General features: G+C 63.0%; 21 protein-coding genes. 15 read left to right on the top strand and 6 right to left on the bottom strand.

Annotation, left to right across the window (positions count from 1 at the left end; genetic code table 11):
• Positions 1-33 precede the first annotated feature (33 nt).
• The gene (locus tag K6N12_RS28185; RefSeq protein ID WP_097626677.1) at positions 34-495 is read left to right on the top strand and encodes a tRNA (cytidine(34)-2'-O)-methyltransferase; all 462 of its coding nucleotides are present in this window, start codon (positions 34-36) and stop codon (positions 493-495) included.
• 192 nt (positions 496-687) lie between these two features.
• Positions 688-2,334: a Na/Pi cotransporter family protein gene (locus K6N12_RS28190; RefSeq protein WP_131711510.1), complete on the top strand. Its 1,647-nt coding sequence runs from the start codon at positions 688-690 to the stop codon at positions 2,332-2,334.
• Between the two features lie 3 nt (positions 2,335-2,337).
• On the opposite strand, the gene K6N12_RS28195 is transcribed toward K6N12_RS28190, so the two are convergent.
• A complete protein-coding gene (locus K6N12_RS28195) occupies positions 2,338-2,598 on the bottom strand; it encodes a hypothetical protein (RefSeq protein WP_003565536.1) in 261 nt (86 codons plus the stop codon).
• Between the two features lie 178 nt (positions 2,599-2,776).
• On the opposite strand from K6N12_RS28195, the gene hemF reads away from it, so the two are divergent.
• The 3 genes from hemF to K6N12_RS28210 all read left to right on the top strand — a co-directional run bounded on the left by hemF (position 2,777) and on the right by K6N12_RS28210 (position 4,362).
• Positions 2,777-3,688 carry an oxygen-dependent coproporphyrinogen oxidase gene (gene hemF / locus K6N12_RS28200; protein WP_097626673.1) on the top strand — a complete coding sequence of 304 codons (912 nt, stop codon included), beginning with the start codon at positions 2,777-2,779 and terminating at the stop codon, positions 3,686-3,688.
• A gap of 103 nt (positions 3,689-3,791) precedes the next feature.
• Positions 3,792-4,061, top strand: coding sequence for a hypothetical protein (locus K6N12_RS28205; RefSeq protein WP_064840017.1), 270 nt, complete (start codon positions 3,792-3,794; stop codon positions 4,059-4,061).
• A 115-nt stretch (positions 4,062-4,176) separates the two neighbouring features.
• A complete protein-coding gene (locus K6N12_RS28210) occupies positions 4,177-4,362 on the top strand; it encodes a DUF1059 domain-containing protein (RefSeq protein ID WP_003593041.1) in 186 nt (61 codons plus the stop codon).
• Here the strand turns inward: K6N12_RS28210 and K6N12_RS28215 are convergent, their stop codons facing one another.
• Genes K6N12_RS28215 through K6N12_RS28225 form a run of 3 tightly spaced genes read right to left on the bottom strand, consistent with a single transcriptional unit; the run spans position 4,363 to position 6,895 of the window.
• Positions 4,363-5,628 (bottom strand): CCA tRNA nucleotidyltransferase, encoded by a 1,266-nt coding sequence (locus tag K6N12_RS28215; RefSeq protein ID WP_097626671.1) that lies wholly within the window; start codon positions 5,626-5,628, stop codon positions 4,363-4,365.
• Complete coding sequence (locus K6N12_RS28220; RefSeq protein ID WP_097626670.1) at positions 5,625-6,275, bottom strand: CoA pyrophosphatase; 651 nt, start codon at positions 6,273-6,275, stop codon at positions 5,625-5,627. The genes K6N12_RS28215 and K6N12_RS28220 overlap by 4 nt, the downstream gene beginning before the upstream one ends.
• On the bottom strand, positions 6,272-6,895 hold the full coding sequence (locus K6N12_RS28225; protein ID WP_097626668.1) for a DUF1285 domain-containing protein: 624 nt from the start codon (positions 6,893-6,895) through the stop codon (positions 6,272-6,274). Before K6N12_RS28225 ends, K6N12_RS28220 begins: the two co-directional genes overlap by 4 nt.
• 158 nt (positions 6,896-7,053) lie before the next feature.
• Between K6N12_RS28225 and K6N12_RS28230 the strand changes: the two genes are divergently transcribed.
• Genes K6N12_RS28230 through K6N12_RS28250 form a run of 5 tightly spaced genes read left to right on the top strand, consistent with a single transcriptional unit; the run spans position 7,054 to position 14,300 of the window.
• On the top strand, positions 7,054-8,064 hold the full coding sequence (locus K6N12_RS28230; protein WP_003593035.1) for an AAA family ATPase: 1,011 nt from the start codon (positions 7,054-7,056) through the stop codon (positions 8,062-8,064).
• A gap of 13 nt (positions 8,065-8,077) precedes the next feature.
• Entirely contained in the window at positions 8,078-8,998 is a 921-nt protein-coding gene (locus K6N12_RS28235; RefSeq protein ID WP_097626666.1) for a DUF58 domain-containing protein, read from the top strand.
• Positions 8,995-11,808 carry a DUF4159 domain-containing protein gene (locus K6N12_RS28240; protein ID WP_097626664.1) on the top strand — a complete coding sequence of 938 codons (2,814 nt, stop codon included), beginning with the start codon at positions 8,995-8,997 and terminating at the stop codon, positions 11,806-11,808. Before K6N12_RS28235 ends, K6N12_RS28240 begins: the two co-directional genes overlap by 4 nt.
• 1 nt (position 11,809) lies before the next feature.
• Positions 11,810-13,879, top strand: a complete 2,070-nt coding sequence (locus K6N12_RS28245) for a hypothetical protein (RefSeq protein ID WP_097626662.1) — start codon at positions 11,810-11,812, stop codon at positions 13,877-13,879.
• 4 nt (positions 13,880-13,883) lie between these two features.
• Positions 13,884-14,300, top strand: a complete 417-nt coding sequence (locus K6N12_RS28250) for a GNAT family N-acetyltransferase (protein ID WP_097626660.1) — start codon at positions 13,884-13,886, stop codon at positions 14,298-14,300.
• A gap of 1 nt (position 14,301) precedes the next feature.
• Here K6N12_RS28250 and K6N12_RS28255 read toward each other — a convergent pair whose 3' ends face one another.
• Complete coding sequence (locus K6N12_RS28255; protein ID WP_097626825.1) at positions 14,302-14,865, bottom strand: GNAT family N-acetyltransferase; 564 nt, start codon at positions 14,863-14,865, stop codon at positions 14,302-14,304.
• 227 nt (positions 14,866-15,092) lie between these two features.
• Between K6N12_RS28255 and K6N12_RS28260 the strand changes: the two genes are divergently transcribed.
• On the top strand, positions 15,093-16,079 hold the full coding sequence (locus K6N12_RS28260) for a glutathione S-transferase family protein (protein ID WP_097626658.1): 987 nt from the start codon (positions 15,093-15,095) through the stop codon (positions 16,077-16,079).
• Positions 16,080-16,093: 14 nt separating this feature from the next.
• Here K6N12_RS28260 and K6N12_RS28265 read toward each other — a convergent pair whose 3' ends face one another.
• Positions 16,094-16,573 (bottom strand): NUDIX domain-containing protein, encoded by a 480-nt coding sequence (locus K6N12_RS28265; protein ID WP_097626656.1) that lies wholly within the window; start codon positions 16,571-16,573, stop codon positions 16,094-16,096.
• 70 nt (positions 16,574-16,643) lie between these two features.
• Between K6N12_RS28265 and K6N12_RS28270 the strand changes: the two genes are divergently transcribed.
• The 4 genes from K6N12_RS28270 to K6N12_RS28285 all read left to right on the top strand — a co-directional run bounded on the left by K6N12_RS28270 (position 16,644) and on the right by K6N12_RS28285 (position 19,805).
• Positions 16,644-17,552 carry a metallophosphoesterase family protein gene (locus K6N12_RS28270; protein WP_054182557.1) on the top strand — a complete coding sequence of 303 codons (909 nt, stop codon included), beginning with the start codon at positions 16,644-16,646 and terminating at the stop codon, positions 17,550-17,552.
• Positions 17,553-17,710: 158 nt separating this feature from the next.
• Positions 17,711-18,271: a tetratricopeptide repeat protein gene (locus K6N12_RS28275; protein WP_097626654.1), complete on the top strand. Its 561-nt coding sequence runs from the start codon at positions 17,711-17,713 to the stop codon at positions 18,269-18,271.
• Positions 18,272-18,451: 180 nt separating this feature from the next.
• Entirely contained in the window at positions 18,452-18,961 is a 510-nt protein-coding gene (locus tag K6N12_RS28280; RefSeq protein WP_097626652.1) for an RNA polymerase sigma factor, read from the top strand.
• Between the two features lies 1 nt (position 18,962).
• Entirely contained in the window at positions 18,963-19,805 is an 843-nt protein-coding gene (locus K6N12_RS28285; protein ID WP_097626650.1) for an anti-sigma factor family protein, read from the top strand.
• Positions 19,806-19,820: the final 15 nt, after the last annotated feature.

Genomic DNA, 19,820 nt, shown 5'->3' on the forward strand with positions numbered 1-19,820 from the left:
TCTTGCCCGTTCTAGCGAAATAAGCAGCGTGTGATGACCGACCTCAGATTGGCACTCTACCAGCCGGATATAGCAGGCAATACCGGCACGATCCTGCGTCTTGCCGCCTGCCTCGGCTTTGCGGTCGATCTGATCGAGCCCGCCGGCTTCGACGTTTCCGATCGCAACCTGAAACGATCCGGCATGGATTATATCGCCGCCGCCGCGCTGACCCGCCATGTCAACTGGGACCGCTTCGAGGCGTGGCGCGCCACGACCGGCCGCCGCCTGATCCTCGCCTCGACCAAGGCGGCCGATCGCTACACCGATCTGGTCTTCCGTTCGGACGACATCCTGCTTTTCGGGCGCGAAAGCGCCGGGGTGCCGGATCATGTGCACGATAGAGCCAATGCCCGCATCCTGATCCCGATGGTCGGCGGACAGCGCTCCATCAACGTCGCCGTCTCGGCTGCCATGATCGTCGGCGAAGCGATGCGCCAGACGGTCTGGGCATAACTGTATCGGTTCGACGCCACGACTATCAGCTCCCGAATATGTCGCAAAACGACGTTGCCAATCCGCCAAAGCGGCGTATATTTATTAGCCGGGCAATCAAAAAGATCGCATTGCTCCTACGATTCCAAGCGGTTGGAACAGCCCAAATCTCGTTAGCTTCGCCTCTTTGGAAGGAAGAATAAAAACAAGAAAATGGATTCCACAATTATCATGATCAACCTGTTCGGTGCCGTGGCATTGCTGCTGTTCGGACTTGCGCAGGTGAAGGACGGTGTGTCCAGGGCCTTCGGCGCACGGCTGAGAACGGGGTTGGCGACCGGCACGCGTGGCGGTTTCCGTTCCTTCCTGTCCGGTCTCGTCGCGACTATTGCACTGCAGAGCTCCACGGCGACGGCGCTGATGACCGCGTCCTTCGTCGAGCGCGATCTGATCAGGCCGCGCATGGCGCAGATCGTCTTGCTCGGCGCCAATGTCGGCACTGCGATCACCGCCTGGATCGTCGCCACCGGCATCGAATGGCTCTCGCCCCTCCTGATCCTGGCCGGCATCGTGCTTTACCGCGGCCGCTCCAGCACCCGCCAGGGCGGCGGCGCAGCGCTGATCGGCATCGGGCTGATGCTGCTGTCGCTGCATCTGCTCGGCCTCGCGACGGAACCGATGCGCGCCTCCCCCGCTCTCGCCGCCTTTATCGGCCTGCTGGACGGCGCGCTGCCCGTAGCGCTGCTCTTCTCGGCGGCCCTTGCCTTCCTCTCCTCATCGAGCCTGGCAGTGGTGGTGCTTATCCTGTCGCTCGCCTCAGCGGGCCTCGTCTCGGCTGAACTCGTCATCGTGCTCGTGCTCGGCGCCAACCTCGGCGGTGCGATCCCGCCCGTTATCGCGACATTGTCCGGCCCGGTTTCGGCGCGGCGCGTCACCCTCGGCAATCTCGCAGTGCGCGCGTTCGGATGCTTCATCGCCCTACCGCTGGCGGGTTATGGCGCCGAACTCATCCAGATGCTGCCCTTTGGTCCGGCCAAGCTTCCGGTCGACGCGCATCTCGCCTTCAACCTTCTGCTCGCAGCACTCGCCTGGCCTTTTTCCCGGCCGCTGGCCACCCTGATGGCTCGGCTGGTGCCGGATCAGCCGGAGCCTGACAACGCCCCGAAATATCTCGATGCGCAGGAGCTTTCGACACCCGTCATCGCGCTCACCAGCGCGACCCGCGAAGTGCTCGGCGTCGGCGACCTCATCGAGCGCATGCTGGTCAGGGTCTCAGAAGCCTTCGAACAGAACGATTCCGGCAAACTTGCTGAAATCCCCGCGCTCGAGGAGCGCGTCGACCGGCTGCAGCAGGCGGTGAAGATCTATCTCTCGAAGCTCGGCCGCGAAGGTCTCAGCGACGAAAACGCCCGCCGCTCAATCGTCGTAATCGACTACGCGATCAATCTCGAACATATGGGCGACATTATCGAGAAAGGCTTGCGGGAAGAGGTGGCGAAGAAGATCTCGCTCGGCCTGAAATTTTCCGACGACGGCCATCAGGAACTGCGCAAGCTGTTCGATCTGACGATCGACAATCTGCGCGTCGCCCAGACGATCTTCGTCACTCGCGATTTCAATCTGGCGCGGCAGATGATGGAGGTAAAGGTCGAAGTGCGCCGGATGGAGAAGCAGTCGGCCGAGCGCCATCTCGAACGCTTGCGCGACGGCCGCGCCGACAGCCTGCAGACGAGCTCGCTGCATCTCGACATGCTGCGCGACCTGAAGCGCATCAATGCCCACATCGTCTCGGTGGCGCATCCGATCATGGATGAGAGCGGCCTCTTGATCGAAAGTCGCGTGCGGCCGGCGGCTGAGTGACGATCAATCGGCCGAAGGCAGGCGGCGCATGGTGAATTCGATCTGGTCGCCGTCGAGCTGACGCCAGCTTTCCACCTCGGTCCAGTAGGCGGCTTTCGGATATTCGTCGAACCATTCGCGCGCCTTGGCGCGTGCATCGAGAAGGCCGAGGCAATATGTCTCACGCACGAAATGGTCTTTCCGCCGGGAGGACGTTTCCGCCCGATGTCTCGCTATCCTGCGCTTCAGGCCGTCGAAGGACGGAGGCCCTGGAACTTTTTTCATCAAACCTACCTCTTCGGAAAAGGTAGTATCGAAATTCGGGATTTGCGAGTCGAATCTTGGAAGCGCGTGGGCGTGCCGCCTTGGCTTGGCGAGACGCGGGGCCACCTGCTAAACGGGGCGGGTAATCGAGAATGAGCGAGTCGCTTCCTATGCAGATGCCGACCGCCGGAGGCGCGACATGGAAAGACCGGAACTGCCGATCGGCTTGCCTGAGGATATCGAAGAGAAGAAGGCCGCCGCCCGCAACTGGTTCGAAGGACTGCGCGATACGATCTGCGCCTCCTTTGAAGCCCTCGAAGACGAGCTGGAAGGCCCGCTCTCCGATCAGGAGCCCGGCCGCTTCACCGCCAAGGACTGGTCGCGCGAAAACGGCGCCGGCGGCGGTGGCCGCATGTCGATGATGGAAGGCCGGGTCTTCGAGAAGGTCGGCGTCCACACCTCCACCGTTCACGGCGAATTCTCCCCGGACTTCCGGGCGCAGATACCCGGCGCCAAGGACGATCCGCGTTTCTGGGCCTCGGGCATTTCGCTCATCGCCCATCCCGTCAATCCCAACGTTCCGGCCGTGCATATGAACACCCGTATGGTGGTCACCACCAGCCGCTGGTTCGGCGGTGGCGCCGACCTGACGCCGGTTCTGTCGCGCCGCCGCACCCAGGAGGACGAGGACAGCCAGCTCTTCCACAAGGCGATGGAGATCGCATGCCGCAATCATGCCGTCGCCGATTACGATGCCTACAAAGCCTGGTGCGACGAATATTTTTTCCTGAAGCATCGCAACGAGGCCCGCGGCATTGGCGGCATTTTCTATGACTGGCTGTATTCGAGCGAGGATGCCGGCGGCTGGGACGCCGATTTCGCCTTCACCCGCGATGTCGGCCGGGCGTTCGCCATGGTCTATCCGAAAATCGTCCGGTCCAACTTCAATAAGCTGTGGACAGAGGCCGATCGCGACGAACAATTGATCCGCCGGGGCCGCTACGTCGAATTCAATCTGCTGTATGATCGCGGTACGATCTTCGGCCTGAAGACCGGCGGCAACGTTGAATCCATTCTCTCGTCCTTGCCCCCCGTCGTCCGCTGGCCATGAGACTGTGATATCTCGTCGATAAATTCGAGTTGATTGACCTTCACGAAAATTAAGCGCGTCCTAACTTTATATGTATGTGCGTAACAATCGGAGGAGGATTGTCATGACGATACAAAGTGGTTCGCCTGCGTCCACGGATGTCCAGGAAACATCCCGCACAATCGACACATCCGAGTTTCTGACACGCATCGCCGAGAAATTGCGGGCCAAGAGCGGCTCGGATCTGCCGCTGTCCTGCTTCATCGAGCAGGTCAAGCTGCAGCTGGCCGGCGGAAAATCCCCGGAACAGCTGCAGAACGAAGCAGCGGCCGCCAATAGCAACATGCCCGGCCAGCTTTCGGATACCTACAAAGCCTGGGCGATGCCCGACTGACACGGCCTCTACTGGCCGGCATATCGATGCCGGCCGGAACCTTCCCTCCCCCCGCACATTCATAAATCGCGTGAGAAGCGCGATCGTCTTTGTGTTTTAAACAGAGGAGAAGACCATGCGACTTTTCGAATGCGGCACTCTCGTCCCGGGCTGCGCCTGGCATACACGGGCGGATAGCGACGCCGAGGTGGTCCGCCGCGCCGTCGAGCACCTGAAAAATGCTCACGGCGAAACCACGATCCGCGAGAACATGGTGGATAATATCAAGTCTCGCATCCGAGACGAGGTCAACGCAGCCTGATTATTGCACTCGTTCCTGCAGCCGGGCGAGCAGCGCCGCCCGGTCGGAAACGAAATTTTCTTCCACCCACTGGTTTTCCAGGCCGGCAAGCAGCTCACCGACGCGCGGGCCGGACGGAATTCCCGCAGACATCACGTCGCCGCCGTTCAGCGGAAATTGCGGCTTCTTCCAGTTCGCGGCCTGATCCAGGAGCTTGGTGAGCCGGGCGGACCGCGCCATTTCGTCGAAATCCCCTTCAGCCTTGCCCCGCGCAACGCCGAGCGCCAGCTTCAGCCGCGTCGTGATGCCGTCGGCACCGTTGCGGTAGAGCAACCGTTCGAAGGCGGCCGACGACATGTCGTCATTGACAGGTGCTGCCATTGCCCAGGCCTTGAGGAAAGCCGCTTCCGCGTTCGCAAGCTTGAGCCGGGCTGCCAGTGCCTCCAGCCGCGCCGCATCGGGCGGCACGATCGCCGCAAGCCGCAGCAGCGGATCCGGCGTCCAGCCGAGCGCCTTTTCAGTGGCGACCAGCGAAGGGATCGCATCGATCCCCCATTTTTCCGATTCCGGCAGGATTTCCGTCAGCACTGCCACCTGCCGCATCCAGAGCAGCGCCCGGCCGGGATCGGCAGCACCGAGCAGCTTGCGCAGCTCCGACCAGACCCGCTCCGCCGACAGCGTCTTCAGCTTCGAACGCGCCGCCGAACACGCCTTCAGTCCCTCGGCATCCGGGCGTCCGGAGCCGTAATAGGCAAAGAAGCGGAAGAAGCGCAGGATGCGCAGATGATCTTCCGCAATACGCTTTGCCGCGTCACCGATGAAGCGGATGTTACGTCTCTCGATATCGGCAAGCCCGCCGACCAGATCCACCACCTCGCCTTTGGCATCGGCATAAAGCGCATTGATGGTCAGATCCCGCCGCTCGGCATCGGCCTTCCAATCGGTGCTGAAGGCAACCTTTGCGTGGCGGCCGTCGGTCTCGACGTCGGTGCGAAGCGTCGTCACTTCGAAAGGCTTGCCATCAATGACGAGCGTCACCGTGCCGTGCTGCAGGCCCGTCGGCACCGCCTTGATACCGGCCGCGCCCGCCCGATCCATCACCACCTCCGGCCTGAGCGTGGTGGCGATGTCAATATCGCTGACCGGCAGGTCCATCAGGCTGTTGCGCACCGCGCCGCCGACCACCCGCGCTTCTCCGCCCTCGGCCCCACCATTGGCATTGAGGAGTTCCAGGATGCGGCCGAGCGCCGGGTCGCGGAACCATGCTTGGTCGGCAACACCGGTCATGCATAAAGTCTTTCGTAAAGCGTGCGGACGATGCCGGCGGTGATGCCCCAGATCATTCTGGTTTCATAGGGCATCCGGTAGAAATGCCGGTCGACGCCGTCGACGACACGCCTGTCGCGGGCATGGTTAGCAGGGTCCATCAGGAAAGAAAGCGGCACCTCGAACACGTCGGCCACCTCGGCCGGGTTCAGCGTCAGTGCGAAGCCCGGCGAGACGACGCCGAGGACCGGTGTGATGCGAAAGCCGGTCGAGGCAAGATAATTCGGCAGCCGCCCGACGGTCTCGACGAAGGAACCGGAAAGACCGATCTCCTCTTCCGTCTCGCGGATTGCCGCCATCTCAGGTGAGATATCGGCCGGATCGATCGAACCGCCGGGAAAAGCGATCTGCCCGGAATGTTTGCGCAGCGTCGCCGTTCGCTTGGTAAAGATCACGTGCGCCTCGTCACCGGCATCGACGACGGGCACGAGCACGGCCGCGTCGCGCAGCTTGAAGGTCTCAACCTCGGCGACGATATCCGGATTGAGGACATGATCACCGTGATCGCGCCAGGCATGGTCGACCGGTCCGCCATTCTGGTTGAGCGCGCGGCGGCGGAATTCGGCTGCGGAGAACAGCGGATAACGGTGGGTGATCGCATCATTCATCGGCAAAGAGCATCCAGTTCGTCGGCCGGCATGACAGGAAAAACCTCGCCAGAGGAGCGGATCGCAAACATCGCCCGTCCCTGCACGTCGAGAATCTCGCCAAGCGCGACCAGTTCATACATCACCGCACGCGACACCAGCGCCTCCAGCCGCCCGCGCACATGCAGATAGGGTTTAAGTTCGGCGTTGCCGTCCGCAATGGCAAAGCGCAGCCGATGCTGTCCTCCCGCCTCCACGACATCGCCGACATTGGTTCGCAATGTCAGCACCTGTTTACCCTCCCGATCCGTCACACTCATCTCCACGGCAATGAAGGGAGCGTCGGCGACCCTGATCCCGACCTTTTCCACAGGAGTTACAAGATAGGTCTTCTCATCTTCGTCCTTGCGCAAAACCGTCGAAAACAGCCGCACCAGCGCCGGCCGGCCGATCGGCGTGCCCATGTAGAACCAAGTGCCGTCGGCTCTGATCTCCATATCGATATCGCCGCAGAAAGGCGGATTCCACCGCTCGACCGGCGGTAAGCCGCGTTTTTTTCCGCCGCTTTCGTCAGAGGCGCGCGAAATCATGGCGGCAAGTCCTGCCGCATCCGCCTGTCCGCTGATTTCCTCGGCTGCCATTCTTCCGTCCCGGTTTGTCCTTAACGAAGTGATGTCACGAGATAGTCATTCGCAACGAACTTGTCAGCCCGTCACATCTCCATAACTCTATCGAGTATGAGGCACATGTATAAGTCCGCCGATTCGCTGCCGAATGATTTCAGCCGTTGGAGATGCCTATGGGTATGATGAAGACCGAAGCCAGCCTCGATGAAAAGGCAATCGTCGCCGCCGCCGAAAAGGCGCTCTCCGATATCGCCGCCATCCGCGGAGAGGTCTCGAAGGTGATCTTCGGTCAGGAAAGCGTCGTCGAGAACACCATTCTCGCCGTGCTCTCCGGTGGTCATGCCCTGCTCGTCGGCGTTCCCGGCCTTGCCAAGACCAGACTGGTGACGACACTCGGCGAAGTCCTCGGCCTCGCCGCCAACCGCATCCAGTTCACGCCCGACCTGATGCCCTCGGATATTCTCGGGTCCGAGGTGATGGATCAGGACGACAGTGGACGCCGGTCTTTCCGCTTCGTCAAGGGTCCTGTCTTCGCTCAGCTACTGATGGCCGACGAGATCAACCGCGCCTCGCCGCGGACCCAGTCGGCGCTTCTGCAAGCCATGCAGGAATATCACATCACGATCGCCGGCCAGCGTTATGACCTGCCGGCGCCCTTCCATGTGCTCGCCACCCAGAACCCGCTCGAGCAGGAAGGCACCTATCCCCTGCCCGAAGCCCAGCTCGACCGTTTTCTGCTGCAGGTCGACGTCAACTATCCCGAGCTCGCCGCCGAACGCCAGATCCTGCTCGAGACGACGGGTCTGGGAGAAACCCGGCCGGCAGCCGTCATCGACGCGCAGCGGCTGATCGAGATCCAGACGCTGGTGCGTCAGATGCCGGTGAGCGACACGGTCGTCGACGCCATCCTGGCGCTGGTGCGGTCCGCCCGCCCCGGCCAGGGCAATGCATCGACCGACAAGAACGTCGCCTGGGGTCCGGGTCCTCGCGCCGGCCAGGCGATGATGCTTTGCGCCCGTGCCCGGGCGCTCTATGAAGGCCGCCTGGCGCCCTCGCTCGACGATATTTTTGCGCTGGCCGAACCCATTCTCCAGCACCGTATGGCGCTGACATTCGCCGCCCGCGCCGAAGGCATGTCGGTGCGCGACGTCATCGCCGGACTGGTCAAGCAGGCAAAGGGATAAGGAAGCCGGACGCGTGGCATCTATCGGACAGATCGTCAATCCGACGTCAGGCAGCGATGCCCTTTCCCGCGCCAGGCAGCGGGCCGCCCTGGTGCCGGACTGCCTGGTGGAAGCCAAGCGCATCGCCAATACGGTGATCGCCGGCTGGCATGGCCGCCGCAAGCGCGGCATCGGCGAAAATTTCTGGCAGTTCCGTCCCTATGCCGAGGGCGAAAGCCTGTCGCGCATCGATTGGCGCCGCTCCGCCCGCGACGATCATACCTATGTGCGCGAGCGCGAATGGGAAGCGGCCCACACGATCTGGCTCTGGTGCGACATGTCGCCCTCGATGATGTACAAGTCGAGCTATGGCAGCGTCTCCAAGGAAAGTCGCGCGCTGGTCGTCATGCTGGCGCTGGCCGAGATACTCGCCCGCTCCGGCGAGCGTATCGGCTGCCCCGGCATCATGGATCCCGCCTCCACCCGCAATGCCGCCGAGCGTCTTGCGGCCGCGCTCATGCACACGCCGCTGACCGGCGGTCTGCCTGAAACGGCAATGATTCGCGGCTGGAGCGACCTCGTCCTCATCGGCGATTTCCTCGATGATGCACCGGCGATCATGGAACGCCTCGGCCCGCTTGCCCGCCGCGGCCTGCGCGGCCACGTGGTCGAGATATCGGATCCCGCCGAGGAAATATTCCCCTATAGCGGCCGCACCGAATTCACCGATCCGGAGAGCGGCGCCAAGCTCATCTCCGGCCGCGCCGAACACATCCGCGAAGCCTATCGCAATGCCTACCTCGCCCGCAGGGACAGCCTCGGCCAGTCGCTGCGCCATCTCGGCTGGACCTTTGCGACGCACCGCACCGATCATCTTGCCTCGGAGGCGCTGGTCGCGGTGCACATGTACCTTTCCGGCATGCCGGCCAAGGCAACGCATGGAGGGCAGCTGTGAACGCCCTTCCTTTCGCTTTCGCCTTTCCCGCCATTCTGGGCGCACTCGTCGCCTTGCCGGTCATCTGGTGGCTGCTGCGGCTGACGCCGCCGCGGCCGAAGACCGAGGTCTTCCCGCCGCTGAAAATCCTCGCCTCCGTTTTGAAGCGCGAGGAGACGCCGGCGCAGAGCCCGTGGTGGCTGACGCTGCTGCGCATGCTGCTCGCCGCCACCGTCATTCTTGCGATCGCCGATCCGGTCTTCAATCCGCGCACCAGTTCGCTCGCCTCAGGCGGCCCGCTCGTCCTCTTCGTCGACAACAGCTGGGCGGCGGCCCCAGACTGGGAGCGCCGCATCCAGACGGCCGACGCGTTGATAGACGACGCCGAATCCGCCGGCACGCCGGTGTCGATCGCCTTCACCGCCGATCCGACCAACAACGCCGTTCCAGGCACCGCCGCGGCCGCCCGCGACAAGCTGCGCGCCGCCGAGCCGCGACCGCTGGTGCCGGACCGCGAGCGCGCCTTCCAGGCGCTGCGCGCGGCGTTGAACGGCGTCAAACCCGGGACCCTCGCCTTCCTGACCGACGGCGCCGCTGTCAAGGCCAACGACGCGACGGTGCAAAGGCTCGCGGAACTCCAGCCCGCCGATCTCCGCCTGATCGAGGGCGATGCCGAACGGACGGTCGCCATCACCGCGGCCAACAATGCGGCCGATGCCATGACCGTCAAGGTCACACGGCTTAACAGTTCGCGCGCCGCATCCGTGGCGCTGAATGCGGTCGATACCCAGGGGCGCTCGATTGCCAACGGCAGGGTGGATTTCCGCCCCGGCCAGAGCGTGGCGACAAGTTCGATCACCGCCCCCTTCGAAATGCGCAACGATTTCGCCCGCGTCAGCGTCGACAACGGCGCAACGGCCGGCGCCGTTCACCTGCTCGACGATGCATTCAAGCGCCGCCGTGTTGTCTTGCTGTCTGGTGAAGGCGGGGATGAGTTCCAGCCGCTGCTCTCGCCGCTCTATTATATCCAGCGGGCGCTGCAGCCCTATGCGGATCTGATCCAGCCCAGCGATTCCGACCTTTCGGTCGCCATACCGAAACTTCTCGCCAGCAATCCCTCCATCATTATCATGGCCGATATCGGCCGTCTGCCTGAAGAAACCTACGAACCGCTGACGCGCTGGATATCGAATGGTGGCATGCTGCTGCGTTTTGCCGGTCCGCGCATGGCCGCAGCCCCTGCCGATGATCCGCTGATCCCCGTCATCCTGCGCCAGGGAGAGCGGGCGCTGGGCGGCACATTGTCCTGGAGCGAGCCGCAGTCGCTCGCCGAATTTCCGAGTTTCGGGCCTTTCGCCGGCATAGCGCGTCCCGTTGATGTCGTCGTCAAGCGGCAGGTGCTTGCCGAACCGACGCCCGATCTTGCCGAACGCACCTGGGCGAGCCTGGCTGACGGCACGCCGCTGGTGACGATGAAGCAGCTCGCATCCGGACAGATCGTCCTGTTTCATGTGACCGCGGAAGCGACCTGGTCCGATCTGCCGATCTCGGGCACTTTCGTCGACATGCTGCGCCACCTCCTGCAAATATCGCGCTCGGGCGGCGTCACGTCGGAGGCGCGCGGCAATGCGCGTATCTCCGAAACCCTGCCGCCATTCCGGATGCTGACGGCCAAGGGCACGCTCGTCTCCGAGACGGGCGCGGCGCGACCCCTCATTCCACAGGCCGGAGCCGAACCGACGGCGAATTTCGACAACCCGCCCGGGCTCTACGGTTCGGAAGACGGTTTCACCTCCCTGAACGTATTGCCTGAGGACGCCGAACTGACGCCGCTCGACACAACCGGGACCAATGCCGTGCGCGAAGGCCTGATTGGTGGCGAGAGCTGGTCGGCAAAGCCCGTGCTTTTTCTCGCAGCCTTTCTGCTGCTGCTGGCCGACAGTCTGGTCGTCCTTTTCATGAACGGCGCGTTCTCACGATTGCGCCCGGCTGCCCGCACAGCGGCGATGATCGCCATTGCGGTCAGTGTCGGCTTCCTCGTGCAACCCGGCATGCTTCATGCCGATGACTCGCAGCCCGGCGACGACCTCATTCTCCAGAGGCTCGACAATACGCATCTCGCCTATGTCGTCACCGGCGAACGGGACGTGGACGAGATATCCGAGCGCGGACTCGAGGGCCTTACCCAGTTCCTGACGTTCCGCACGACGCTGGAGCCGGCGCCGCCCGTCGGCATCGACCCCACCAAAGATGAACTCGCCTTCTATCCGATCATCTACTGGCCGGTTTCGGCAACGGCGCCGATGCCGCCGTCGGCGGCGATCAGCCGCATCGACGCCTATATGCGCAATGGCGGCACCGTGCTTTTCGATACGCGCGATCAGATTAGCGCCCTGGACAATGGCGGCAATATCAGCGCCAACGGCCAGAGGCTGCAGGCAATCCTCGCCAATCTCGACATTCCGCCGCTGGAACCGGTGCCATCGGACCACGTGCTGACGAAATCCTTCTATCTCCTGTCGAGCTTTCCCGGCCGTTACACCGGCAGCCCGCTTTGGATCGAGGCTCGGCAGGGTGGCCGCGAAGCGACCGAAAAATCGGCTGCGACGGCCGACGGCGTTTCGCCGATCCTGATCACCGGCAATGATTTCGCCGGCGCCTGGGCAGTCGACGATAACGGCGTGCCGATGCTGCCGACCGTGCCGTCCGATGAAGCGCAGCGCGAATATGCCTACCGTGCCGGTGTCAACATCATGATGTATATGCTGACCGGCAACTACAAGACCGACCAGGTCCATGTTCCCGACCTTCTCGAACGGTTAGGACAGTGAGATGACCTTCGACTTTTCGCCTTTCCTGCCCTGGCCGGTTCTGGCCGCACTGGCCGCCGTCAGCGTCATCATCGCCGCCTTCGCGATCTGGCGCGGCATTCGCGGCGCCTGGATCAGAACGCTGGCGGCGCTCGCCATGCTGACCGCCCTTGCCAATCCGGTGCTGCTGCAGGAGGATAGGGATCAGCTGTCGACGATCGTCCCGGTTCTCGTCGACCGAAGCCAGAGCCAGCAGACGCCCGATCGCGTCAAGATGACCGACGATGCGCTGGCGGCGTTGAAGGGGCAGCTCGCCCGCTTCCCCCAGATCGAGCCCCGCTTCGTCGATGTCGAAGGCGACGTCAATTCCGATGTGCCGTCGACGCGCCTGTTCGACGCGCTGTCGGCCAACATCGCCGATGTTCCGCCTGCCCGCATCGGCGGCGCCATCATGCTGACCGATGGTGAAGTTCACGATGTTCCGGCCGCCAATCAGGCGCTCGGTTTCGATGCGCCGATCCATGGCCTCATCACCGGCAAAGCCAACGAATTCGATCGCCGCATCGAAGTCATCAAGGGGCCGCGCTTCGGCATCGTCAATGAGGAGCAGCAGGTCGTTCTGCGCGTCTTCGACGACGGCCCGAGCCCCGGCGGCACGGCCAATGTCACGGTAAAGCTGAACGGTGACGAGATCGCCACCCTTCAGGCGACGCCCGGTCAGGATACGCCCTTCTCCTTCAAGGTGCCGGCCGGCGGCAGCAACGTGCTCGAATTTTCCGTTGCCGCACTTCCGGGCGAGGTCACCACTGCCAACAATCGCGCCGTTCACGTCATCGACGGCATCCGCCAGAATCTCCGCGTCCTTCTCGTCTCCGGCGAGCCGCATGCCGGCGAACGCGCCTGGCGCAACCTGCTGAAATCCGATGCCTCGGTCGATCTTGTCCATTTCACCATCCTGCGGCCGCCGGAAAAGCAGGACGGCACACCGATCAACGAGCTGTCGCTGATCGCCTTCCCGACGCGCGAACTCTTCGTCGACAAGATCAAGGATTTCGACCTGATCATCTTCGACCGCTACCAGCACCGCGGCGTGCTGCCGCTGCTTTATTACGATTACATCGCCCAATATGTCGACAATGGCGGCGCGCTGCTGATCGCCGCCGGTCCCGAGCATGCCGGCCCCGACTCCATCGCACTGACGCCGCTTTCCTCGGTCCTGCCGGCAACGCCCACCGGAGAGATGATCGAAAAGGCCTTCTACCCGCGCCTCTCCGAGGAAGGCCGCAAGCATCCCGTCACCCGCGGCCTGGACGGTTCGGGCGAGGATCCGCCGCATTGGGGCCGCTGGTTCCGCAGCGTCGATGTCGATCGGCCGCAGGGCGAGACGATCATGCTCGGTGCCGACAACCACCCGCTGCTGGTGCTGAACCGCGCCGGCCAGGGCCGGGTCGCCATGCTGCTTTCCGATCAGGGCTGGCTCTGGGCGCGCGGCTTCGAAGGCGGCGGACCGAACGTTTCGCTCTATCGCCGTATCGCCCATTGGCTGATGAAGGAGCCGGCGCTCGAGGAAGAAGCGCTGACGGCGCGCGCCGCCGGCCGGACGCTTGAAGTCACGCGCCAGACGATCGGCGACAATCCGGGCAACGCCACCGTGCGTTACCCCTCGGGCAAGACCGAAACCCTGCCGCTCACCCAGGCCGAACCGGGGCTCTACAAGGCCGAGAAGCGGATGGATGAAATCGGCCTCTTCGAAATCCGCAACGGCAAGCTGTCGACGCTTGTCCATATCGGCGCCGTCGACGCACCGGAATTCAAGGCGATGATCTCGACGACCGATGTGCTGAAGCCGGTCACCGAGAGAAGCAAGGGTCTCGTCACCCGCGTCGCCAACGAAAACGGCAGGATCAGCGTGCCGCCGATCCTGCCGGTACGCAGCCAGGTCCGCGTCGCCGACAATGATCGCATGATGATTCGCATGACCAGCGAGACGGTCTTGAAGGGCATCAACACGCTGCCGCTCTTTGCCGGTTTTGCCGGCGTCGGCATCCTGCTGTTGGCCTTCGGAACCATGTGGTGGCGCGAGGGGCGGTAATCTGATGTCGGAATTCGAGCTGACCGCCTCACCCTCGCCGGAGGAACTGGCGGCGATCACCGATGCGCTCTCCGCCTTCAACGCGAGTGATGTCGGCCCCTCCGATCGCCGGCCGCTTGCCGTTCTCATCCGCGATACCGACGGCAAGCTGACCGGCGGCCTGTCGGGCTTTACCGCCTGGGGCTGGCTCTTCACCCAGATGCTCTATATTCCCGACACGTTGCGCGGCACCGGTCTCGCCGGCAAGCTCCTCGCAAAAGCCGAAGAAGAAGCGAAAGCACGGGGATGCCGCGGCGCCTGGATCGACACCTTCAGCCCGCAGGCTCTCAGCGCTTATCTGCGCCAGGGCTATGAAGTTTTCGGCGAGCTTGAGGATTTCCCGGAAGGCCGCACGCGCAGCTTCCTCCGCAAACGTCTGTAAATCATCCGTGCCAGGCGATGATGCCCTTCAGCCGCTCGTGTGCATCCTCGGCGATCGGCACGACGAGCACGCGGCCGGGATCGACGGGGCCTGGAAAGGAAAGCGCGTTGTAGGCAACCTTCTGGAAGCCGAGCGGGCCGTAATAGGGCGGATCGCCGACGAGGATCACGGCTTCCGAGCCCTTGCGTCTGGCCGCCTCCACCGCGATCCGCACCAGTTCGCGGCCGATGCCCTGATTCTTGTGCGAGGGACGGACGGCGAGCGGGCCGAGAAGATGGCCCTTCACCGTGCCGGCCAGCACCGGCGTCATGCGCACGGAAGCGATCGTCTCGCCATTATCGGTGCAGATGAAGGAGAGCGACAGATCGTGCGGCCCCTGCTCGCGAATGCGCGCTGCCGCCCGCGTGAAGCGGCCCGGCCCAAAAGCTTCTTCGTTGATATGTTCGATGGCGGCGTCATGAGACGCGTCTTCGGTGAGGTAGACGAGATCGTGCTTGTACATGATGGCAGAAACCGGATGGACAGATTGATGGGTCTCGAACACGCCTTGGGCGTTCGGGAGCATCAGCGTCGTCGCGGGTTTCTGGCAATGAACATCGGGCAGGAATCCTAAAACCGTGAAAGGCCGATAGCAGGAAAAATTTCCGCCGTCCAACGCAAAATGCACACGACAGCACTGGAAATTATGCAGCGCCAAAACAACGTGACACACTGTTCAACCTTTACCGCCTGCAAAGCCCCGCTATCTCAGCTAACTTCGATCCCGACACGCAACCAAAGGAAATGAAGATCATGGGAATGCTGGTGGACGGCGTCTGGCATGATGTCTGGTACGACACGAAGGAGAGCAAGGGCCAGTTCAAGCGGCAGCCCTCGCAGTTCCGCAACTGGGTGACATCGGACGGTGAGGCCGGCCCTTCCGGCAGCGGCGGCTTCAAGGCCGAGGCCGGGCGTTATCATCTCTATGTCTCGCTTGCCTGCCCATGGGCGCACCGCACGCTGATCTTCCGCAAGCTGAAGAAGCTGGAGGAACTGATCTCAGTCTCGGTCGTCGACCCGCTGATGCTCGACAATGGCTGGGAATTCAAAGTCGGCGACGGCGCCACCGGCGACCAGCTCTTCGGTTCAGCCACGCTCTGGCAGATCTATGTCAAGGCCGATCCGCATTATTCCGGCCGCGTCACCGTTCCCGTTCTGTGGGACAAAAAGACCGGCACGATCGTCAGCAACGAATCCGCCGAGATCATCCGCATGTTCAACAGCGCCTTCGACGGGCTGACCGGCTCGAAGACCGATTTTTATCCCGAGGATCTCCGCGCCGAAATCGACACGCTGAACGCCACCGTCTACGACACCGTCAACAACGGCGTCTACAAGGCGGGCTTTGCCACCACGCAGGAAGCCTATGAGGAAAATGTCGGCAAGCTGTTCGAAACGCTCGACATGCTCGACGAACGTCTTGGCAAAGGCCGCTATCTCCTGGGCAACCGTCAGACCGAAGCCGACTGGCGCCTGTTCACGACGCTGGTGCGCTTCGACCCGGTCTATGTCGGCCATTTCAAATGCAACATCCGCCGGATCGCCGACTACCGCAACCTGCCCGGCTACTTAAGAGATCTCTATCAGACGCCAGGCATTGCCGAGACGGTGAACCTGACGCATATCAAGCAGCACTATTACCGCAGCCACAAGACCATCAATCCGACCGGCATCATTCCCGTCGGCCCGGCGCTCGATCTCGACAGCCCGCATGGACGTGCGAAGCTTGCCGCGGCTTAAAAAATGTGGAGCCCTCACCAGCGGTGGTCGGGCTCCTGCTCGCCTCGAAGCTCGGCAAGGCGGCGATGCGTCGCCTTGGTCGTACCCTCAGGCAGGCTGTCGAGCCGGAAGAAGCCGCTGTCGGAGATCTCCCAGTCAGGCGGGCGCGGCGCCGTCTGCTCGACATTCGCCCGGTAGAACACGACATGGTCGCGGCGAGTATTCGTGGTGTTGAAATAGACCTGGACCAGTTGCGGTTTGCCGATGATCCTGAGGTTGCCCTCTTCGCGCAATTCCTTAGCCAGCGCTTCTTCGACCGTCTCGTTGCGTTCCAGCCCGCCGCCCGGCATGTGCCAGCCGCCGATATAGCTGTGGCGCACCAGAAAAATCCGCCCCTCCGCATCGAAGCAGGCGGCCCTGACGCCCATCGTCATGCCGCGGGCGAAGGAGAAATAGACATGCAGAAGGCGCAGGGCCGTTCTGATATGAAGAGGCCGCTTTTCTTTATCCACCATCGTTCCGTTTCAGCCCTTCATCGCGCCGGATGTGTTTGATTTGTCAATAAGCTGGTCTATGTCTCGTAGCATGTTCAAGCTCGCGCATATTTCCGACGTCCACCTCGGGCCGTTACCCCGTCTTTCCATCCAGGAGCTGTTTTCAAAACGCATAACGGGCTTTGTGAACTGGCATCGAAATCGACGCAAGCACCTTTTCGGCAGCACGCTGGATCTGTTGCTCGACGACATCCGCGCCCACGAGGCGGATCATCTGGCAGTCACCGGCGACCTCGTCAATCTCGCGAGCGGTATCGAGATCCGCGCCGCCGCCGCCTGGCTGCGCGCGCTTGGCGATCCGGCCGACACCTCGGTGGTTCCCGGTAATCACGACGCCTATGTGCCCGGGGCCTACGAGAAGTCGATGCGCGCCTGGTACGAGTATGTCCGCGGCGATCTCTCCCCGCCGCAATGGCAGGAAGACCGCCATATTTTTCCCTATCTGCGCATCCGCGACAAAGTCGCGATCGTCGGCTGCTCGACGGCGGTCGCCACCCCTCCCTTTGCCGCCTCCGGCTTTTTCGGTGCGCGCCAGGCCCGCGATACCGTCAACATGCTGCGAGCGGCCGGCGAAGCCGGTCTCTTCCGGGTCGTGATGATCCATCATCCGCCGATCCGCGGCGCCACGACCTTCTACAAGCGGATGATCGGCATCCGCCGCTTCGCCGCGGTGATTTCGACCGGCGGCGCCGAACTTGTGTTGCACGGACACACGCACCTGAACACGCTGCACTGGCTGCGCGGCCAGGTGCAGCCGGTGCCCGTCGTCGGCATCGCCTCCGCCTCGCAAGGACCGGGCAGCATCAAGCCACCCGCCGCCTACAACCTCTTCTCCATCGACGGATCTCCCGGCGCCTGGGAACTCAGCGGCGAACGCTTCAGCGTCAACCGGTCCGGCGATGCCGTGATGGCGGAAAGCGCAGATATTTTCGCGCGTTAGCGCCGGCTCCGGACTCTTTTCCTCCAACACTTGAACCGATATCAGAGGAGGCCCGGCCATCGCCGCAGCAATTGCCATGGCGGCCGCTTACCCTCTTGGTATTTTTAGCGGTAAGCGTACAATCCGGCCAACGCATCGCCTCAGAACGGAGCCCGCCAATGACTTCTTCCTTCCGTCACCTGTCCAGACTTTCGCTCGCCGCCGGCTTTGCCTTCGGCATCGCCACAGCTGCTTTCGCGGTGGGCGACAACAACGATGACACCAATCCGCCGCCGAAGACCCAGACGACCAAGACCTGCACCGGCGGCAAGGTCTGGGACAAAGCCAAGAAGGAATGCGTCAACCCGAAGAAGAGCAGCTTCAACGACGACGATCTCTATAAGTTCGGCCGCGAATTTGCCTATGCCGGCCAGTATGACAATGCCATCACCGTGCTCAATCTCGCCCGCAACCAGAACGACCCGCGCATCCTGAACTATCTTGGCTACGCCAATCGCAAGGCTGGCCGCATGGAACTCGGCATGTCCTACTACCGCAAGGCGCTGCAGGCGGATGAGAACTACATCCTTGCCCGCTCCTACATGGGCATGGCGCTGGTGGAACAGGGAGACATCCAGGGCGCCCGTGTCCAGCTCGTCGAAATCCGCGATCGCGGCGGCGAAGGGACATGGGCCTATCGCGCTCTGCTGCAAAGCTTGAACGGCTACAAGACATATTGACGCAAGTTTTGTGGGCCACAATACGAAAATCCTTTGAGAAAAGGGGATGAAGACAGCCGGATGCTTGCGAAGTGCAGGAGACTTGCTTCATAAAGCACATGCGGCGTCGATAAGGCCGGCTTCGCGGCCGAGGCGAACCCATCGTCCGCGAAACCATTGTGAATGCTTCTTGGATAGACAATGCGTCAACCCGCAACGACCATCGATCTCCGGCGTGATCTCGTCGGCCTTCTGCCCCGCCTTCGCCGCTTCGCGATCACGCTCGCGGGTGAGGCCGCCGTGGCCGACGAACTCGTACAGGCCGTCTGTCAGCGCGCCATCGCAAAGGGCCATCAATGGAGTGGTGAAGGCCGCCTGGAAAGCTGGATCTACACGCTCGCTCGCCAGCAATGGACCGACGATAGCCGCAAGCGCAAGCCGAAGGCTTCCGTCCGCGGCAACGTCACGGATATTCGCGACGCCGCGCGCGAGCGCTCGGCTGCAGTCGATCCCGACGCCATTCATCGCATGATCGCCGATATGCCGGACGGCCTTTGCAGCATGTTCCTGCTCGTCGACGTCGAAGGCCACAGCTACCAGCAGGCGGCCGACATCATGGGCACGCCAGTGGCAAATGTCGTCTCACAGCTCGCGACGGCAAGGCTGCATTTTGCCGGACTTTCCGGCACCCACCCGATCCACAGGTACTGAATTGCTCGATCTTAGGAAATTGCCGCTCGAAGCCCAGCTTACCGCCCTTCTCGATGGCGAGGTCTCGCCCGAACAGCGCCACGAACTGGAGCAGCGCCTGGCAACCGACGAGAATGCGCGACGGCTGCACGAGAAACTGCGCCACGGCGCCGATTTCGGCCGCCGCCGTCTCGACGACATCCTGAAGGAGCCTGTGCCTCTCGCCCTCGTCCGCTCGATCAAGAGCACGCAGCCGCCGAAGACACCGATCGCGCAGCGCGCCACGCGCCCGCCGGTGAAACTGGCGCCGAGCGGCCCGCAGGCGCTGGCCGCCGCGCTTATTCTCTTCGCCGTCGGTTGCGGTATCGGCTATTTCGTCGGCACTAGCCCGGATGCCGACGAAATCGCCACCACGACCTCCGCGACGGCGCCTGCCAATACCAGCGACTGGCTGGGCGACGTCACCGCCTATCAGCGCCTGCTGATCCGCCAGCCTCGCCATCTCGTCGAAGTGCCCGCCTCGCAGGCCGAGGAAATCTCCAGCTGGCTGACGACCGCGATCGGCGTGCCCTTCCGCGTGCCTGATCTCAGCGCCGAAGCCTGGACCTTCCAGGGCGCGCGCGTCATCCTCGGCGACAGCCGCCCTGTCGGCCAGCTCGTCTATTCCAACGCGGACGGCGACGTCATCTCCATCTGCTTCCGCAAGGACGCACAGCCACCGGAGACCGACGACTTCAAAGAAACCATCAAGGACGAGATCGGTCTGGTGACATGGCACAATGCCGGCACCTCCTACGTGCTTGCCGGCCCCTCCGCCGAGGCGGCCCTCGGCCAGCTCGCCATGAAGATCGCTACGGCGATATGATGCCGGCTGTCGTCC

The sequence above is a fragment of the Rhizobium redzepovicii genome, from assembly GCF_019793435.1.
GTDB lineage: Bacteria > Pseudomonadota > Alphaproteobacteria > Rhizobiales > Rhizobiaceae > Rhizobium > Rhizobium redzepovicii.

Excerpts from the sequence above, each read along its gene's own strand:
- K6N12_RS28185 (WP_097626677.1), top strand. The coding sequence starts at position 34 with ATGACCGACCTCAGATTGGCACTCTACCAGCCGGATATAGCAGGCAAT.
- K6N12_RS28190 (WP_131711510.1), top strand. The coding sequence starts at position 688 with ATGGATTCCACAATTATCATGATCAACCTGTTCGGTGCCGTGGCATTG.
- K6N12_RS28195 (WP_003565536.1), bottom strand. The coding sequence starts at position 2,598 with ATGAAAAAAGTTCCAGGGCCTCCGTCCTTCGACGGCCTGAAGCGCAGG.
- hemF (WP_097626673.1), top strand. The coding sequence starts at position 2,777 with ATGGAAAGACCGGAACTGCCGATCGGCTTGCCTGAGGATATCGAAGAG.
- K6N12_RS28205 (WP_064840017.1), top strand. The coding sequence starts at position 3,792 with ATGACGATACAAAGTGGTTCGCCTGCGTCCACGGATGTCCAGGAAACA.
- K6N12_RS28210 (WP_003593041.1), top strand. The coding sequence starts at position 4,177 with ATGCGACTTTTCGAATGCGGCACTCTCGTCCCGGGCTGCGCCTGGCAT.
- K6N12_RS28215 (WP_097626671.1), bottom strand. The coding sequence starts at position 5,628 with ATGACCGGTGTTGCCGACCAAGCATGGTTCCGCGACCCGGCGCTCGGC.
- K6N12_RS28220 (WP_097626670.1), bottom strand. The coding sequence starts at position 6,275 with ATGAATGATGCGATCACCCACCGTTATCCGCTGTTCTCCGCAGCCGAA.
- K6N12_RS28225 (WP_097626668.1), bottom strand. The coding sequence starts at position 6,895 with ATGGCAGCCGAGGAAATCAGCGGACAGGCGGATGCGGCAGGACTTGCC.
- K6N12_RS28230 (WP_003593035.1), top strand. The coding sequence starts at position 7,054 with ATGGGTATGATGAAGACCGAAGCCAGCCTCGATGAAAAGGCAATCGTC.
- K6N12_RS28245 (WP_097626662.1), top strand. The coding sequence starts at position 11,810 with ATGACCTTCGACTTTTCGCCTTTCCTGCCCTGGCCGGTTCTGGCCGCA.
- K6N12_RS28250 (WP_097626660.1), top strand. The coding sequence starts at position 13,884 with ATGTCGGAATTCGAGCTGACCGCCTCACCCTCGCCGGAGGAACTGGCG.
- K6N12_RS28255 (WP_097626825.1), bottom strand. The coding sequence starts at position 14,865 with ATGCTCCCGAACGCCCAAGGCGTGTTCGAGACCCATCAATCTGTCCAT.
- K6N12_RS28260 (WP_097626658.1), top strand. The coding sequence starts at position 15,093 with ATGGGAATGCTGGTGGACGGCGTCTGGCATGATGTCTGGTACGACACG.
- K6N12_RS28265 (WP_097626656.1), bottom strand. The coding sequence starts at position 16,573 with ATGGTGGATAAAGAAAAGCGGCCTCTTCATATCAGAACGGCCCTGCGC.
- K6N12_RS28270 (WP_054182557.1), top strand. The coding sequence starts at position 16,644 with ATGTTCAAGCTCGCGCATATTTCCGACGTCCACCTCGGGCCGTTACCC.
- K6N12_RS28275 (WP_097626654.1), top strand. The coding sequence starts at position 17,711 with ATGACTTCTTCCTTCCGTCACCTGTCCAGACTTTCGCTCGCCGCCGGC.
- K6N12_RS28280 (WP_097626652.1), top strand. The coding sequence starts at position 18,452 with ATGCGTCAACCCGCAACGACCATCGATCTCCGGCGTGATCTCGTCGGC.